The sequence below is a fragment of the Salipiger marinus genome (assembly GCF_900100085.1).
GTDB lineage: Bacteria > Pseudomonadota > Alphaproteobacteria > Rhodobacterales > Rhodobacteraceae > Salipiger > Salipiger marinus.
This window is the reverse complement of record NZ_FNEJ01000013.1, coordinates 1-15424: the sequence shown is the minus strand read 5'-3', so window position 1 is coordinate 15424 and position 15424 is coordinate 1. Positions and strand designations below refer to the sequence as shown.

Here is a 15424-nt window from a genome sequence, read left to right as displayed (position 1 = left end):
CCCCGGCAGAACGCGGCGCGCCCAAAAATACCGCAGTTCGGACAGATTTCTGCCATAACTCCATGCTGGAAACCCAAGCTGTAAACCTGTATACGAGTGCCCATTATGACCGATCCCCGCAGCGCCTTTGCGCATCATTTTCTGTTTCAGCTTACGTTCGAGGGCAGTGCCCGCGACTGGCTCGAAGACCATCCAGACCCGCAGATCTGGTTCCAGACTGCGGCGGATCTGTCACTGGACCTGCCCGGCAATGCCGAGCTGCTGGTCTGGATCCTGCGCCATCCGCTCTGCCCCGAGGCGATTGCCGCCGACACGTTCTGCAGGCTCGAAGGCTGGCGCTATTGCGGCGTGACCGCCGACAGCTGCGACCCCGAGGATCCCGCCGTGCCGGTGCTGCTGGCGCTTGTCGCGCGCGCAGCCGGACGGGGCTGGCACAGCTTCGGGCTCAACGATGGCGGCGGGCATCACCGGCACGAGATGCTGGCCGCCTGCATGGCGGCGCGTCAGGCGCTGACCCGCCGGGGGGGGCTGCCGCTGATCGACCCGCCGGTGATGCTGCTGGCCAAGGTGCCGCGCGGGCCGCGCCCCGAACCGCAGAAGACATGGATCTTCGAGGGGCGCGAACTGCTGACATGGCGGCAGGACCCGCGCCCGCACTAGGCGCGGCGCATTGGCGGTGCGGGCGGTCAGCCCGCCTCCTGCACCGCGTCATCGTCCAGAAAGGCCAGCCGCCCGCCGGATTTCGCCCCGGTCACCACCCCCAGAGACTTGAGCTTGCGGTGCAGCGCCGAGCGTTCCATGCCGACAAAGGCCGCCGTGCGGGAGATGTTGCCGCCGAACCGGTTGATCTGGGTCAGCAGGTATTCGCGTTCAAAGGCCTCGCGCGCCTCGCGCAGCGGCAGCGTCGCCAGCGTGCCCGACAGCACCACGCGGCCTTCCTCGTCGCCGCTGGCCGGACCGTCCTGCGGCAGTTCCCGCGCCTCGATCGGGCCGGAGCTGTCGCCAAGGATCAGCACCCGTTCGATCAGGTTCTTGAGCTGGCGCACATTGCCCGGCCAGACCATGGTCTGCAGCAGCGCCACCGCATCTTCTGACAGGCTGCGCAGCGGCAGGCCCTGACTGCGGTTGAAGCTTTCGATGAAATGCCGCGCCAGCACGGGGATGTCCTCGCGCCGGTCGGCCAGCGACGGCACCGCGATCGGCACCACGTTCAGCCGGTGGAACAGCTCCTGCCGGAAACGGCCCAGCGTGATCTCTTCGTCCAGATCGCGGTTGGTGGAGGAGATGACGCGCAGATCGACCCGCACCTTGTCGGTGCCGCCCACCCGCGTGAAGCTCTGGTCGACCAGAACCCGCAGGATTTTCGACTGTGTTCCCAGCGGCATGTCGGCCACTTCGTCAAAATAGATCAACCCGCCATGCGCCTGTTCCAGCAGCCCCGGCTCTACGCCGCGATCCGCCGTTTCCCGCCCGAAAAGCACGGTTTCCATGTTCTCGGGTTCCACGCCCGCGCAGTTCACGGTGATGAACGGCGCCTGCGCGCGGCCTGAATGGGCGTGGATGTAGCGCGCCGCCACCTCCTTGCCGCTGCCAGCGGGCCCGGTCAGCATCACCCGCCCGTTGGAGCGCGTCACCTTGTCAAGCTGGCCCACCAGCGCGCGGAAGGCAGCGCTTTCGCCGATCATCTGCGCCACTTCGGTATCGCGCCGCTTCAGCTTCAGGTTTTCCCGGCGCAGCCGCGAGGTTTCCATCGCGCGCCGGATCACCACCAGAAGCTGGTCGATGTTGAACGGCTTTTCGATGAAGTCATAAGCGCCCTGCTTGATCGCCGCGACGGCGATTTCGATATTGCCATGGCCCGAGATGATGATGATGGGAATATCGGGATTGTCGCGCTTGACGGTCTTCAGGATGTCGATCCCGTCCATCTTGCTGTCCTTCAGCCAGATGTCGAGGATCATCAAGGCCGGGGGTTCGGCGTTGACCTCGGCCATGGCCTCTGTGGAATTCCCGGCAAGCCGTGTGGTGTAGCCTTCGTCCTCGAGAATGTCCCCGATCAGTTCGCGAATGTCACGTTCGTCATCGACGATCAGAATGTCGCTCATGTCTGCCTCTCCAGTTCCGAATGGGTCTTGTGCAGTTGATCCGGCCGCGTCCCGGCGGCGCCAAGCGGCAGGCGCACCACCGCCATGGCTCCGGCACGGACCGCACCGCCAAAAAGCGGCGCGTCGTCGAGGGCAAGCGTGCCGCCATGCTCCTCGATGATCTTCTTGACGATGGGCAGGCCAAGCCCGGTGCCCTTGTCGCGGGTGGTCACATAGGGTTCGAAAAGCCGCGCCCGGTCTTCGGGCAGGCCCACGCCATTGTCGGCGATGCGGATCACGGCGCGGTCATCTTCGGCGGCAAGGCTGATGCGGATTTCCGGCGCGTGACCTTCGGGCGCGCCATGTTCCACAAGGCTTTCAATGGCTTCGCCCGCGTTCTTGATAAGATTGGTCAGCGCCTGCCCGATCATGGTGGCGTCCAGTTCGGCGGGCATCGCCTCGTCCGGCAGATCGGTCACGAAGCGCACGCCGGGCTGGCCGGTTTCCTGCAAAAGCACCGCCCCGCGCAGCAGCGCGCGCAGATCCTCGGGCTTGCGTTCGGGTTCGGGCATGCGGGCGAACTTGCTGAACTCGTCGACGATGCGGCGCAGATCCTCGGTCTGGCGCACGATGACCTCGGTCATCTGTTCCAGCTTCTCGGCATCCTCGGGCAGCACCTGCCGCACGAACTTGCGCCGGATGCGTTCGGCAGAGAGCCGGATCGGCGTCAGCGGGTTCTTGATCTCATGCGCGATGCGGCGGGCCACGTCGCCCCATGCCGCCATACGCTGCGCGCTGACCAGATCGGTCACGTCGTCAAAGGCCATCACATAGCCTTCCAGCGTGCCATCATCGCGCCGCCGCACCGACAGCCGCACCAGCAGATGCTCCAGCCGCCCCTCGCGGCTGACCTTGACCTCTTCCTGCGCGGTTTCCAGCCGCGCCTCGCGCAGCCGGGTGAAGAGCGGGCCAAATTCCGGCACCGCCACCGGGATCGGCACCGCCGCCCGCGTTTCGGACCAGCCAAGCAGCCGCTGCGCAGACCGGTTGACGAAGGCGACCTTGCCATCCGCATCCAGCCCCACCACGCCGGACGTCACTGAAAACAGCACGGAATCGAACAGCCGCTGGCGGCGTTCGATCTGGCGGGTGTTTTCCAGCAGCGTCTCGCGCTGACCTTTCAGCTGGCGGGTCATCTGGTTGAAATAGCGGCCCAGCATGGCGATTTCGTCATCGCCCTCTTCCTCGATCACCTGCACGTCCAGATCGCCCGCCCCCACGCGCTGCGCCGCCCCGGCCAGACGGCCCACAGGCCGCGCCAGCCGTTCGGCGAACCACAGGCCAAGCCATGTGGCGGCAAGGATCAGCAGCAGCGCAAAGCCCAGATAAAGCAGCGCAAAATCGAAAAGCCTGCGCCCGCGTTCGCTTTCCTGCTGCTGGTAGAAGCGCGCGGTTTCCTGCGTTTCGTCCAGCAGGTTCAGCAGGTTGCCGTCCACCTCGCGGCTGACGTAAAGATAGCGGTCGGGAAAGGCGGCCAGCGGCACCAGCGCGCGCAGTTCGTGATTGTCCCAGTCGGGGATCATCGCGGCGCCCTCGGCCTCTGCGCGCAGGAAATCCGGCTCGGCCGGGCGTTCGAAGTTGAAGAGATAGGACCGTTCGCCGCGCGCGCGGATCTCTCCGGCGCCGTCGATCACATAGGCCTCGCGCAGGCCGCGCTGGATCTGCCCCTGCCCCTGCGCCAGCACCTGCCGCAGATCGCCGTCATCCAGCGCAAAATTCGCCCGCCGCGCCGCGTTCAGAAAGCGCGCAAGGGCGGCCACATCCTCGGTCAGGCCTTCGCGCTGTTCCTGTTCATAGGCTTCCGCGGCGGCGAGCGAGGCGCCGACCACGTTCTGCACCCGGCTGGAAAACCACGTCTCCAGCCCGATATTGATGGTCAGAACCGCAAAGACCGCCACCGTCACCGTGGGCAGCAGCGCCATCAGCGCAAACACCCCGGTCAGCCGCAGATGCAGGCGCGAACCCGCCGACTGCGCGCGCCGGTCCGCGATCATGCGCGCGACGCGGAACAGCACCAGCGCCGCGATCAGCAGGACATAGACAAGATCAGCCAGCAGGACCAGCCGCAGGCTGGTCAGCGGCGCCGAGCCGCCATCCAGCGGCCCCAGCACCATGAAGGTCAGCCCGGCCAGAACCGGCCCCAGCAGCACCAGTCCCAGCGTGGCCACGTTCTGCACGCGTCTCTGCCGGCGCAGCCTGTTCAGCCGCGCCCAAGTCGTGCTCCGTGCCTTGGTGGCCACAGACCCACCTCACCATTGATGTGCTGCAGGATGCAGCCAACCGCCATATGCTGTGGCGTTTCGCCCTGCGCCACCGCAGGCGACGCAGAACGGCCACAGGCCTGTGACGCTTTTACATCAGCTTGCGGCGGCGTGTCACGCGAATATCCAGATCGGTGATCTTCTTGCGCAGGGTATTGCGGTTGATTCCCAGAAGATCGGCACATTTCGCCTGATTTCCGCCGGTGGCCTCCAGCGCGATCTCGATCAGCGGGCCTTCGACCTCCTTGAGGATGCGGGTGTAAAGCCCCGGCGGCGGCAGCATGTTGCCATGCAGGTCGAAATAGCGCCGCAGGTGGCGCGCCACCGAGGTGCCCAGCTTTTCGCTGTCGCCGCCGCGCAGGATCGGGCCGGTCTCGGGCTGGTTGCCCAGCACGGCCTCCACCTCGGTGCGGGTGATCTCTTCGGTACGGCTGGTCAGGCTCAGGCGGCGCACCGCGTTTTCCAGCTGCCGCACGTTGCCGGGCCAGCTATAGGCGCGGAACAGCTCCGCCGCATCCTTGCTGAGCCAGCGTTTCGAGGCGCCCTCGCGTTCGGCCCGGGCAAGGAAATGCTCGGTCAGCAGCGCGATGTCCTCGACCCGCTCGCGCAAGGACGGCACGGTGATGGTGGCGCCGGACAGACGGTAATACAGATCCTGCCGGACCCGGCCATCCTCCATCGCCTGCGCCAGATCGCCTTGGCTTGTCGCCATGAAGCGCGGCACATGTTCGCCGGGAATGTCCATCATGCGCACGATGCGGGCCTGAATCTCGTCGGGGATGTCGCTGATCTCGTCGATCAGCAGCGTGCCGCCCTTGACCCGCGCCAGCACCCGAGCCGGGCCTTCGAGATCCGACAGGTCAGCGCCGGTCACGGTGATGAAGGGCAGCGTGCGCCGGTCGGAAAAGTCGTGGATGGCGCGCGCGATCAGCGATTTGCCCGTGCCGCTTTCGCCAGAGATCAGCACCGGCAGATCGGTGTTCATCACCTTGGCCACCAGCCGGTAGAGCGCCTGCATCGCCGGGGTCTTGCCCACCAGCGGCAGTTCGTCCGGCGCATCGGCGCCGATCGTCGGCTCGTCGCGGCGCGGCGTGCGGTTGCGGTTGTCCAGCGCCTTGGCCGTCCGCTTCATCAGGTCGGGCAGATCGAAGGGCTTGGGCAGGTAATCATAGGCCTCGGCCTCGGCGGCCTGAATGGCGGTCATGATGGTGTTCTGGGCAGAGATCACGATGACCGGCAGGTCGGGCCGGTCCATTCGGATTTTCGGCAGCATTTCCAGACCGTTGCCATCGGGCATGACCACGTCCGAAATCACCACGTCGCCCTTGCCCTCGCTGACCCAGCGCATGAGCGTGGTCAGCGACGAGGTGGCATGCACCTTGCAGCCCGCCCGCGTCAGTGCCTGTGTCAGCACCGTGCGGATCGTGCGGTCGTCGTCGGCGACAAGAACCGTGCCATCCATTTACCTGTTCTCCTCTGACTCGCGCGGGGCGCGCGGCAACGAAATACGAAAAACCGTGCGGCCGGGGACGGAATCCACCGAAATCCAGCCGTCGTGATCCGAGATGATCTTGGACACCAGCGCCAGACCCAGCCCGGTGCCGTTTTCGCGGCCCGACACGAAAGGGTCGAAGATGTCGCCGCGGATGTCTTCGGGCAGGCCGGGGCCATCATCGATCACCTCGACCTGCAGGGGCAGCTTCTGGGTGCTGCCATCGGCGCGGCGCATCCGGAAGCTGTGTTCGTAGAAGGTGTGCAGGCGGATCACCCCGCCCGCCTTGCTGTCGGCGGCCTCGGCGGCGTTCTTCAGCAGGTTCAGCACCACCTGCAGCAGCTGGTCGGGATCGCCATAGGCCAGCGGCAGCGAGGGATCGTATTCCTCGACAAATTTCATATGCGCGCCCGCGCCCAGCTGGGTCGACCGCCGCGCGCGGTCCAGCACGTCATGAATGTTGACGGGCTTCATTTCCGGCGCCGACAGGTTGCCGAACTGTTCGACCTGCTCCAGCAGCTTCACGATGCGGCGGGTTTCGGCGACGATCAGATCGGTCAGTTCCAGATCGTCCTTGGTCAGGCTCATGGACAGCAGCTGTGCCGCGCCCGCGATGCCCGCCAGCGGGTTCTTGATCTCGTGGGCCAGCATCTCGGCCATGCCGATGGCGGATTTGGCGGCGGATTTCACCGAATGGCTCTGCGTCATGCGCCCGGCCAGTTCGCGCGGCGAAATCAGCATGATGAACCAGCCGGGGTAATTCTGCACTGGCGCCAGCTGCAGGTTGCAGACCAGCGGCGGGCGGGCCCCGGTGCCCACATCCACGTCATTGACAAAAAGCGGCGTGCCATGCTGCCGGGCGCGGCCCAGACTTTCCTCCAGCGGCGCGTCCACCGCCAGCCGGTCCCAGATCGGCTGACCCACCAGCCATTTGGCGGAGTTGTTCATGAACCCCTCGGCGGCGGGGTTCATGTCGGCGATGCGTTCTTCGGCATCCAGCAGGATCGCGGGGACCGGCAGCGACGACCACAGCTGCATCAGCAGTTCGGCATTGGTGCTCATGCTGCCACCGCCTGTTCGCTGTCCAGCGCCTGTTCCAGCAGCGCCAGCACCTGAGCCGGATCGCGACCGGTCAGCACCTCTTTGCGCAGGGCGGGTTCGGGATGGGCGTGGTCCATATACCAGCCCAGATGCTTGCGCGCGACACGGCCTCCGAGATCGCTGCCGTAAAAGCTTAGCATCGCCTCATAATGCTCTGCTACCATTCGGAAAAATGCCTTTCCCTGCGGCACGCTCGGTGCCGGTGTTCCGTAAAGTTCCGCCGCAATCTGCGCCAGCCGCCACGGCGCGCCCTGTGCGCCGCGTCCCACCATGACCCCCTGCGCGCCCGACGCCGCCAGCGCCGCGCGGGCGGATGCCGCATCCGTGATGTCGCCATTGGCGATCACCGGCACCGACACCGCCTCGGACACGCGGCGGATCGCCGCCCAGTCGGCGCTGCCCTTGTAGAACTGGCAGCGGGTGCGGCCATGGATCACCACCATGCGCACGCCCGCCGCTTCGGCGCGGCGCGCCAGATCGGGAGCGTTCAGGCAGTCACCATCCCAGCCCAGCCGGGTCTTCAGCGTGACGGGCACATCCACGGCCCCCACCACCGCCTCGATCAGGCGCAGCGCATGGTCGGGCTCGCGCATCAGCGCCGAACCGGACCAGCCGCCCGTCACCTTCTTGGCGGGACAGCCCATGTTGATGTCGATGACCTTGGCGCCCATGTCGGCCACCTGCCGCGCGGCTTCGGCCATGGGACCGGGGGCGCGGCCCGCGAGCTGCACCGAGGTGCCTTCGATGCCCGCGCCCAGTTCCGCCTTTTCGCGGGTGCCGGGACGCGCGGTGAGGAATTCGCCGCTGGCGATCATTTCCGACACCACCAGCCCCGCGCCGAAGCCCGCCACCAGCCTGCGGAAGGGCAGATCGGTGATTCCCGCCAGCGGAGCCAGCAGGACCGGGGGATCGACAAGCCTGTCACCCAGCGAGAAACTCAAGCGCCTATTCCTTGTGCAGATGCTTCGGAGGTAACGCGCCCCCTGCCGGTGTTCAATCTCTTGACCCCATTCCGCGCGCCACTCAAGCGCGTTTGCCTGTTTTATGGGCAGCTTCCCGCCGGTGATTGCGCAGCCCCGATGCAGCGCCTAGAGAGGGACGCCGGAGGACCGTGCATGAAAACAGCCGCCATCATCGTCGCCGCAGGCCGCGGCAGCCGCGCCGGGGGCGGTGTGCCCAAGCAGTGGCGCCCGCTTGCAGGCAGGCCCGTGGCGCGCTGGACGCTGGAGGCGTTTGCCCCCTTCGGCCCCATGGTTCTGGTGATCCATCCCGATGACCGCCCCGAGGCCGAGGCCGCAGCGCAGGGCCTGCCCGTCACGCTGGTGAACGGGGCGGCGGACCGCGCCGGATCGGTGCGCGCGGGGCTGGCGGCGCTGGCAGGCGATCCGCCCGACCATGTGCTGATTCACGATGTGGCGCGGCCCTGCGTGTCGGGCACGGTGATCCGCGCCGTGCTGAAGGCGCTGGCTGACGCGCCCGGGGCCGCCCCGGCGCTGGCGGTGACCGACGCGCTCTGGACCGGGGATCAGGGACAGGTCACCGGCACGCGCGACCGCAGCGGGCTCTGGCGCGCGCAGACCCCGCAGGGCTTTGCCTATGCCGCCATCGCCGCCGCCCATGCCGCCCATCCCGGCGGCGCGCTTGACGATGTGGAGGTGGCGCGCACCGCAGGCCTGCCCGTCACCATCGTTCCGGGCGAGGAACGCAACCTCAAGATCACCGGCCCGGAGGATTTCCCCCGCGCCGCAGCCTTACTGGAGACCAAGATGGACATTCGCCTCGGCAATGGCTTTGACGTGCACCGCTTCGGCCCCGGCGACCATGTGGTGCTGTGCGGACTGCGCGTGCCGCATGGGCGCGGGCTGCAGGGCCATTCCGACGCCGATGTGGGCATGCATGCCGTGACCGACGCGATCTATGGCGCGCTGGCCGAAGGCGATATCGGGCGGCATTTCCCGCCCTCCGATCCGCAGTGGAAAGGCGCCGCCTCCGAGATTTTCCTGCGCCACGCGGCAGAGCTTGCCAGAGCGCGCGGCTACACCATCTCCAACGTGGACGTGACGCTGATCTGCGAACAGCCCAAGATCACCCCCCATGCCGCTGCGATGATGGCGGAAATGGCGCGGATCATGGGGCTGGAGGTGGGGCGCGTGTCGGTCAAGGCGACCACTTCGGAACGGCTCGGGTTCACCGGTCGCGAAGAAGGCATCGCCGCCCTTGCAACCGCAACGCTGGTGAAGCCATGAGACTGATCGCCACCTTCTTCTATGTGGGCCTGCTGCGGCCCGCCCCCGGCACATGGGGCTCGCTTGCGGCGCTGCCCGTGGCCTATGCGCTGCTGCTGGCGGGCGGGTTCTGGCTGCTGCTGGCGGCCACGGTCGCGGTCTTTGTGCTGGGCTGGATCGCCACGGACCGGGTGACGGCGGGCATGGTGAACCACGACCCGTCATGGATCGTGATCGACGAGGTGGCGGGCCAGTGGATCGCCCTGTTTCCGGTGGCTTACGGCGCGGCGATGATGTCGGTGGAGCCGTGGCGGCTGTGGCCGGGCTGGATTTCGGCCTTCGTGGTCTTCCGGCTTTTTGACATCTGGAAACCCGGCCCCGTGGGCTGGGCCGACCGGCAGGGCGGCGCCATGGGGGTCATGCTGGATGACGCGATTGCGGGCGTGTTCGCCGCCGTGGTGACCATCCTGCTGGCCGGGCTTGCGCATGGGGTGCTGATGTGACCGACACAGTTGCCAGCCGGATCCTGCAGCGCGCCACAGCGGCGGGCTGGACCGTCACCACCGCCGAAAGCTGCACCGGCGGCATGGTGGCGGCGGCGCTGACCGACATCGCCGGATCCTCGGCGATCTTCCAGCGCGGCTTTGTCACCTATTCCAACACCGCCAAGACCGACATGCTGGGCGTCGCGCCCGCCACGCTCGGTGCCCATGGCGCGGTGTCCGAAGAGGTGGCGCGCGAAATGGCCGAAGGCGCGCGCGCCGCCGCAGGCGCCGATCTGGCCGTCTCCATCTCGGGCATCGCGGGGCCCGGCGGGTCGGAGTTCAAGCCCGAGGGCCGGGTGTGCTTCGCGCTGGCCAGCGCCACCGGCACCCGCACCGAGACGGTGGAGTTTGGCGCGATTGGCCGGGCGCAGGTGCGCAGCGCCGCCACGGATCACGCGCTGGCGCTGCTCCTCGCCGCCCTGCCTCAGCCGTAAAGCTCTGCCGCGCGCCGTTCGAAGGCGCGCACGATGCGCTGCATCGCCTCGTAAAAGAACATGCCCGCCGCGCCCTGCAGGATGCGGTTTTTGAATTCGAAATCCACAAAGAAATGCACGTCCACCCCGCCTTCCGGCGCATCCTCGAAATGCCATTTCGAGATCATGTGCCGGAACGGGCCGTCCAGATATTCGGTGTCGATCTTTTTCGGCTCCGGCCACAGCGTGACGCGGCTGCCGAAACGTTCGCGGAACACCTTGAAGCTGATGACCAGATCGGCCAGCATCACCTCGTGATCGCCCTTGTCCTCGCGCGTGCGGATACGCGCGGCCGCTGTCCATGGCAGGAACTGCGGATAATTCGCGACATCGGCCACGAGATCATACATCTGCTGCGCCGTATACGGCAGGCGCTTCGTCTCGGAATGGGTTGGCATGACGCCCCTTTATCGCGTGACAACGCCCGCAGGTTTCCTATGCTGCGCCCGGCTTTGCAAGGGGAGAACCATGCCAGACAAGCCCTATGTGGTAGACCAGATGATTTCTGCCAAATCCATCGCCGCCCGGATCGAGGCCTTGGCGCGCGACATCGAGGCGGAATACGCCGGCACCGAGAAGCTGGTGGTGGTGGGGCTGCTGCGCGGCAGTTTCGTGTTCATCGCCGATCTGGTGCGCGAACTGCACCTGCCGGTGGAGGTCGATTTCCTTGAAGCCTCGTCATACGGCGACGGCATGGAAACCAGCCGCGAGGTGCGGATCCTCAAGGATCTGCGTTCCCCCATCGAAGGCCGCGACGTGCTGCTGGTCGAGGACATCGTCGATACCGGCTTCACGCTCAGCCATGTCATCCACCTGATCGAGAGCCGCAAGCCGCGCAAGCTGCGCACCATCGCCCTCTTGGACAAACCCGCCCGGCGCGAGGTGCAGCTCAGCGCCGACTGGATCGGCTTCGAGATCCCCGATGAATTTGTCGTGGGCTATGGCATCGACTTCGCGCAGCGCAACCGCAACCTGCCCTTCATCGGCAAGGTGCGCTTCACCGACGCCTGACATGCCGCTGCACTGGCTTTTGCGCATGGCCCGCTGGGTCCGCCACCCGCCCTCTGCCGGGCGGGTGAGGCTGGTGCTGATCGTGCTGGCGCTCTGCCTTGCGCTTTACGCGGTGGAACGCTGGATCGGCTGGCCGGAGGCGCTGTCGCCCGACCGGCTGCGCCTGCCCCTGCGGCCCTGACCGCAGGGGGATGATGAAGGTTTCGTGATCCCTTGCCCCGCCGCGGTGCCAAAGGATCCGCAGCACCCCGCAACCCCCTTGTTCCCAACGGGATTTCCCGCCGCCCGTGCCGGGCTGTCGCCCGCGCGGGCCACGCGCAAAAGTCTTGATCCACAAAGGTGTTACGCTACGCTGGCAAAGGTTTTTCCGGGCATCCGCCCGCCCAGCCATGATCAAGCAAGGGAGTTTCTGATGAAGATGACGATTGCAGCCGCAGCGGGGGTCGCGCTGCTTGCCACGGGCGCGCTGGCGCAGGAGCAGGATCTGTCCGGCAATGTGAAGGCCCGTCAGGGGCAGTTCCGGATCATGGCCATCAACCTTGGCATTCTTGGCGACATGGCTCAGGGCAAGACCGAATATGACGCCGAAGCCGCCCAGGCCGCTGCTGACACACTGGTCGCCGTCTCCACCATCAACCAGCCGCCGCTCTGGCCCGAAGGCTCGTCGGAAATGGACATGGACGGCACCCGGGCCAAGGCCGAGATCTGGGACAACATGGACGATTTTGCCTCGAAATGGGCAGGTTTCGGCGAAGCGGCCAGCGCGATGCAGCAGGTTGCCGCCACCGGGCAGGAGGCGATCGGCCCCGCCATGGGCGGGCTTGGCGGCGCCTGCAAGGCCTGCCACGACACCTACCGCGCCCCGCAGTAAGCCATGCGCAGGCTGCTTGCAGGTGTGGCTCTGGCGGGTGTCGCACTCGCCGGGGCCGGATGGGTGCTGACAGCCCCCGATCCCGTCCCCGAGGAACTGCTGGCCGGGCTCAGCGGCGATGCCGCCCGGGGCGAGGCGGTGTTCACCGCCGCAGGCTGCGCCTCCTGCCACCATGCCCCCGACAGCGAGGACCGGCTGGTGCTGGCGGGCGGCCAGAGCTTTCCGTCGGATTTCGGCACCTTCCGCGCCCCCAACATCTCGCCCGATCCCGACCATGGCATCGGTGGCTGGAGCTTCGCGCAATTCGCCAATGCGGTGACGCGCGGCATCTCGCCCGAGGGCCAGCATCTGTATCCCGCCTTCCCCTATACCGCCTATGCGCAGATGGCGCCGCAGGATCTGGCCGACCTCTGGGCCTATATGGCGACCCTGCCCGCCGATGCCACGCCCAACCAGCCGCATGACCTGCCCTTCCCGTTCAGCCTCCGCCGCGGCGTCGGCGTCTGGAAACTGCTTTACGCGGATCGCGGCTTCGTGCTGCCCGACCCCGGCACGCCCGACCTCACCCGGGGCCGCTATCTGGCCGAGGCGCTGGCCCATTGCGGCGAATGCCACAGCCCGCGCACCGCGCTCGGCGGGCTCGACCGCAGCGCATGGCTGACCGGCGCGCCCGATCCGTCGGGGCGCGGCACCATCCCCGGCCTCACCCCCGACCAGCTGGACTGGAGCGCGGAAGACATCGCCTATTACCTCGAATCGGGCTTCACCCCTGACTATGACAGCGCGGGCGGCCATATGGTCGAGGTCATCACCAATTTCGCCGCCCTTCCCGCCGAAGACCGCGCCGCCGTCGCCGCCTATCTCAAGGCCCTGCCCGAAGGTGGCCGCCTCGACTGATCCCGGCTCTTCCTTCGGCTGAAAATATCCCGGGGGTGCGGGGGCAGAGCCCCCGTTTGCCACGCTGCCCTCTTAACAGCGCCAGCGCGATGTCCTATCTGCGCTTCATGGACAAGACACTTCATATCGTGGGCGGCGGCATGGCCGGATCCGAGGCGGCCTGGCAGGCGGCGCGGGCCGGGCTTGACGTGGTCATCCACGAGATGCGGCCCAAGGTGGAAACCTTCGCCCATCAAACCGGCAATCTGGCGGAGATGGTCTGTTCCAACTCCTTCCGCTCCGACGATCACGAACAGAATGCCGTAGGGCTGCTGCATTGGGAAATGCGGCAGGCGGGCTCGCTGCTGATGCAGGCCGCCACCGCGCATCGCCTGCCTGCGGGCGGCGCGCTGGCGGTGGACCGCGACGCCTTTTCGGCCCATGTGACCGAGACATTGCGGGCGCTGCCCAATGTCACCGTCTCCTCCGAGGAAATCACCGCCCTGCCCGATCAGGGCCACTGGATCATCGCCACCGGGCCGCTGACCTCGGACGCGCTGGGGCGCGCGCTGCAGGCCGAAACCGGCACCGAGGCGCTGGCCTTTTTCGACGCCATCGCCCCCATCGTGCACCATGACAGCATCGACATGGGCAAGGCATGGCTGCAGAGCCGCTACGACAAGGGCGAGACCGAGGCCGAGCAGAAGGCCTATATCAACTGCCCGATGACCCGCGACGATTACGAGGCGTTCATCGACGCGCTGCTCGCCGCCGAAAAGACCCAGTTTCACGAGGGCGAGACCGCAGGCTATTTCGACGGCTGCCTGCCCATCGAGGTGATGGCGGAACGCGGGCGTGAAACCCTGCGCCATGGCCCGATGAAGCCGGTGGGGCTGACCAATCCGCACCAGCCCGACCAGAAACCCTATGCCGTGGTGCAGCTGCGCCGCGACAACGCTCTGGGCACGCTCTACAACATCGTGGGCTTCCAGACGAAGATGAAATACGGCGCGCAGACCGAGGTGTTCCGCCGCATTCCCGGACTGGAAAACGCGCAGTTTGCCCGGCTGGGCGGCATCCACCGCAACACCTTCCTCAACTCGCCGACGCTGCTTGACGCGCAGATGCGCCTGCGCTCGCGCCCGCATCTGCGCTTTGCCGGACAGATCACCGGGGTCGAGGGCTATGTGGAAAGCGCCGCCATGGGGCTGGTCGCGGGCCGTCTGGCCGTGGCCGAGATCCTTGGCCAGCCGCTGCCGCCCGTGCCGCAGGACAGCGCCCATGGCGCGCTGATCCATCACATCACCGGTGGCGCCGAGGCCAAGAGCTTTCAGCCGATGAACGTGAATTTCGGCCTGTTCCAGCCGCTGACCGGCCTGCGCGGCGGCAGACGCGGCCGCAAGGACCGCTACAAGGCCTATACCGACCGCGCCAAGGCCGCATGGGCCGACTGGCTTGCGGCACAGGAGGAGGTGATCCCCGCATGAACTATGTGCTTGCCCTGTTCCTGCCGCCGCTGTCGATCCTGCTGCTGGGGCGGATTTTCCTGTCCATCGTCGTCTTCGTGATCTGGGTTCCGGCTATCCTGTTCTCGGGCGGGCTGACGCATCCCATGTTCATCCTGCTGGCCTGGGTGCTGATCTTTCAGGCGCGCGAGGACCGGCGGGCGCGGCGCTACGGACGGCGCGACAGCGACGACTGAGCGATGCGCACCCGCTTTGCGCCCTCGCCCACCGGGCCGCTGCATCTGGGCCATGCCTATTCGGCGCTGCTGGCGCAGGACATGGCCCGCGCGGCGGGCGGGGCGTTTCTGCTGCGGATCGAGGATATCGACAGCACCCGCTCCCGCCCCGCATGGGAGGCGCAGATTTACGACGACCTGCGCTGGCTGGGGCTCGACTGGCCAGAGCCGGTGCTGCGCCAGTCCGACAGGCGCGCCGCCTATGGCGCGGCACTGGACGATCTGTGGCGGCGCGAGCTGATCTATCCCTGCCATTGCACAAGGCGCGACATTGCCGCCGCAGCCTCCGCCCCGCAGGAAGGGGCAGCGCCCGCCATGGGCCCGGACGGGCTGATCTATCCCGGCACCTGCCGCGACCTGCTGCCCCCCGGCTATGGCGCGGGGCCGCGCCCCGACGGCGTGGCGCTGCGGCTCCACATGGCCCCCGCGCTGGATCTGGCGGGGGACGGGCTCGGGTTCTGCGACACCGGCGCGGGGCCATCAGGGCAGACCGGGCGCATCGCCCTGTCCCGCGCCCGCCTGCTGGCCGAGGTGGGCGATGTGGTGCTGTCCCGGCGCGATTTTCCCGGATCCTATCACCTGTCGGTGGTGCTTGACGATGCGGCGCAGCAGATCAGCCATGTGGTGCGCGGGCGGGATCTGTTCGAGGCCACCGCCATCCATGTGGTGCTGCAGCACCTGCTG

The 15424-nt window shown here is 67.3% G+C and carries 17 protein-coding genes; 11 read left to right on the top strand and 6 right to left on the bottom strand.

Features of this window, described 5'->3' with window-relative positions:
• The first annotated feature begins 105 nt into the window (after nt 1-105).
• Nucleotides 106-660, top strand: coding sequence for a hypothetical protein (locus BLR51_RS15335; RefSeq protein ID WP_089848570.1), 555 nt, complete (start codon nt 106-108; stop codon nt 658-660).
• A gap of 26 nt (nt 661-686) precedes the next feature.
• On the opposite strand, the gene ntrX is transcribed toward BLR51_RS15335, so the two are convergent.
• The 5 genes from ntrX to dusB all read right to left on the bottom strand — a co-directional run bounded on the left by ntrX (nt 687) and on the right by dusB (nt 7939).
• Nucleotides 687-2105, bottom strand: coding sequence for a nitrogen assimilation response regulator NtrX (gene ntrX / locus BLR51_RS15330; protein ID WP_089848568.1), 1419 nt, complete (start codon nt 2103-2105; stop codon nt 687-689).
• Entirely contained in the window at nt 2102-4384 is a 2283-nt protein-coding gene (locus BLR51_RS15325; RefSeq protein ID WP_089848566.1) for a sensor histidine kinase NtrY-like, read from the bottom strand. Before BLR51_RS15325 ends, ntrX begins: the two co-directional genes overlap by 4 nt.
• 112 nt (nt 4385-4496) lie before the next feature.
• A complete protein-coding gene (locus tag BLR51_RS15320; RefSeq protein ID WP_089848564.1) occupies nt 4497-5867 on the bottom strand; it encodes a response regulator in 1371 nt (456 codons plus the stop codon).
• A complete protein-coding gene (locus BLR51_RS15315; protein WP_089848562.1) occupies nt 5868-6959 on the bottom strand; it encodes a two-component system sensor histidine kinase NtrB in 1092 nt (363 codons plus the stop codon). It lies immediately after the preceding gene.
• Nucleotides 6956-7939, bottom strand: coding sequence for a tRNA dihydrouridine synthase DusB (dusB, locus tag BLR51_RS15310; RefSeq protein ID WP_089848560.1), 984 nt, complete (start codon nt 7937-7939; stop codon nt 6956-6958). The genes BLR51_RS15315 and dusB overlap by 4 nt, the downstream gene beginning before the upstream one ends.
• Nucleotides 7940-8113: 174 nt before the next feature.
• On the opposite strand from dusB, the gene BLR51_RS15305 reads away from it, so the two are divergent.
• From BLR51_RS15305 to BLR51_RS15295, 3 genes are read left to right on the top strand one after another with little or no spacing between them, the layout of a single operon-like run.
• On the top strand, nt 8114-9244 hold the full coding sequence (locus tag BLR51_RS15305) for a bifunctional 2-C-methyl-D-erythritol 4-phosphate cytidylyltransferase/2-C-methyl-D-erythritol 2,4-cyclodiphosphate synthase (RefSeq protein WP_089848558.1): 1131 nt from the start codon (nt 8114-8116) through the stop codon (nt 9242-9244).
• Complete coding sequence (locus BLR51_RS15300; protein ID WP_089848556.1) at nt 9241-9726, top strand: phosphatidylglycerophosphatase A family protein; 486 nt, start codon at nt 9241-9243, stop codon at nt 9724-9726. Before BLR51_RS15305 ends, BLR51_RS15300 begins: the two co-directional genes overlap by 4 nt.
• Entirely contained in the window at nt 9723-10202 is a 480-nt protein-coding gene (locus BLR51_RS15295; protein ID WP_089848554.1) for a CinA family protein, read from the top strand. The genes BLR51_RS15300 and BLR51_RS15295 overlap by 4 nt, the downstream gene beginning before the upstream one ends.
• On the opposite strand, the gene BLR51_RS15290 is transcribed toward BLR51_RS15295, so the two are convergent.
• Nucleotides 10193-10639, bottom strand: a complete 447-nt coding sequence (locus BLR51_RS15290; RefSeq protein WP_089848552.1) for a type II toxin-antitoxin system RatA family toxin — start codon at nt 10637-10639, stop codon at nt 10193-10195. The genes BLR51_RS15295 and BLR51_RS15290 overlap by 10 nt on opposite strands.
• Nucleotides 10640-10709: 70 nt before the next feature.
• Here BLR51_RS15290 and hpt point away from each other — a divergent pair, with 70 nt between their 5' ends.
• The 7 genes from hpt to gluQRS form a co-directional block, all read left to right on the top strand.
• Nucleotides 10710-11252 carry a hypoxanthine phosphoribosyltransferase gene (gene hpt / locus BLR51_RS15285; RefSeq protein WP_089848550.1) on the top strand — a complete coding sequence of 181 codons (543 nt, stop codon included), beginning with the start codon at nt 10710-10712 and terminating at the stop codon, nt 11250-11252.
• 25 nt (nt 11253-11277) lie between these two features.
• Nucleotides 11278-11433, top strand: a complete 156-nt coding sequence (locus BLR51_RS15280; protein ID WP_311135844.1) for a hypothetical protein — start codon at nt 11278-11280, stop codon at nt 11431-11433.
• Between the two features lie 231 nt (nt 11434-11664).
• Nucleotides 11665-12123, top strand: coding sequence for a c-type cytochrome (locus tag BLR51_RS15275; protein ID WP_089848546.1), 459 nt, complete (start codon nt 11665-11667; stop codon nt 12121-12123).
• A 3-nt stretch (nt 12124-12126) separates the two neighbouring features.
• Entirely contained in the window at nt 12127-13020 is an 894-nt protein-coding gene (locus BLR51_RS15270; protein WP_089848544.1) for a cytochrome c, read from the top strand.
• Nucleotides 13021-13127: 107 nt separating this feature from the next.
• On the top strand, nt 13128-14486 hold the full coding sequence (trmFO, locus tag BLR51_RS15265) for a methylenetetrahydrofolate--tRNA-(uracil(54)-C(5))-methyltransferase (FADH(2)-oxidizing) TrmFO (protein ID WP_089848824.1): 1359 nt from the start codon (nt 13128-13130) through the stop codon (nt 14484-14486).
• Nucleotides 14483-14701 carry a hypothetical protein gene (locus BLR51_RS15260; protein ID WP_089848542.1) on the top strand — a complete coding sequence of 73 codons (219 nt, stop codon included), beginning with the start codon at nt 14483-14485 and terminating at the stop codon, nt 14699-14701. Before trmFO ends, BLR51_RS15260 begins: the two co-directional genes overlap by 4 nt.
• Nucleotides 14702-14704: 3 nt before the next feature.
• Nucleotides 14705-15424 (top strand): tRNA glutamyl-Q(34) synthetase GluQRS (gluQRS, locus tag BLR51_RS15255; protein WP_089848540.1); only part of this gene is annotated, 720 nt, incomplete at its 3' end.

What these genes read in the sequence shown, in the direction of transcription:
- BLR51_RS15335 (WP_089848570.1), top strand. Translation starts at nt 106, where the DNA reads ATGACCGATCCCCGCAGCGCCTTTGCGCATCATTTTCTGTTTCAGCTT.
- ntrX (WP_089848568.1), bottom strand. Translation starts at nt 2,105, where the DNA reads ATGAGCGACATTCTGATCGTCGATGACGAACGTGACATTCGCGAACTG.
- BLR51_RS15320 (WP_089848564.1), bottom strand. Translation starts at nt 5,867, where the DNA reads ATGGATGGCACGGTTCTTGTCGCCGACGACGACCGCACGATCCGCACG.
- BLR51_RS15315 (WP_089848562.1), bottom strand. Translation starts at nt 6,959, where the DNA reads ATGAGCACCAATGCCGAACTGCTGATGCAGCTGTGGTCGTCGCTGCCG.
- BLR51_RS15305 (WP_089848558.1), top strand. Translation starts at nt 8,114, where the DNA reads ATGAAAACAGCCGCCATCATCGTCGCCGCAGGCCGCGGCAGCCGCGCC.
- BLR51_RS15300 (WP_089848556.1), top strand. Translation starts at nt 9,241, where the DNA reads ATGAGACTGATCGCCACCTTCTTCTATGTGGGCCTGCTGCGGCCCGCC.
- BLR51_RS15290 (WP_089848552.1), bottom strand. Translation starts at nt 10,639, where the DNA reads ATGCCAACCCATTCCGAGACGAAGCGCCTGCCGTATACGGCGCAGCAG.
- hpt (WP_089848550.1), top strand. Translation starts at nt 10,710, where the DNA reads ATGCCAGACAAGCCCTATGTGGTAGACCAGATGATTTCTGCCAAATCC.
- BLR51_RS15280 (WP_311135844.1), top strand. Translation starts at nt 11,278, where the DNA reads ATGGCCCGCTGGGTCCGCCACCCGCCCTCTGCCGGGCGGGTGAGGCTG.
- BLR51_RS15275 (WP_089848546.1), top strand. Translation starts at nt 11,665, where the DNA reads ATGAAGATGACGATTGCAGCCGCAGCGGGGGTCGCGCTGCTTGCCACG.
- BLR51_RS15270 (WP_089848544.1), top strand. Translation starts at nt 12,127, where the DNA reads ATGCGCAGGCTGCTTGCAGGTGTGGCTCTGGCGGGTGTCGCACTCGCC.
- trmFO (WP_089848824.1), top strand. Translation starts at nt 13,128, where the DNA reads ATGGACAAGACACTTCATATCGTGGGCGGCGGCATGGCCGGATCCGAG.
- BLR51_RS15260 (WP_089848542.1), top strand. Translation starts at nt 14,483, where the DNA reads ATGAACTATGTGCTTGCCCTGTTCCTGCCGCCGCTGTCGATCCTGCTG.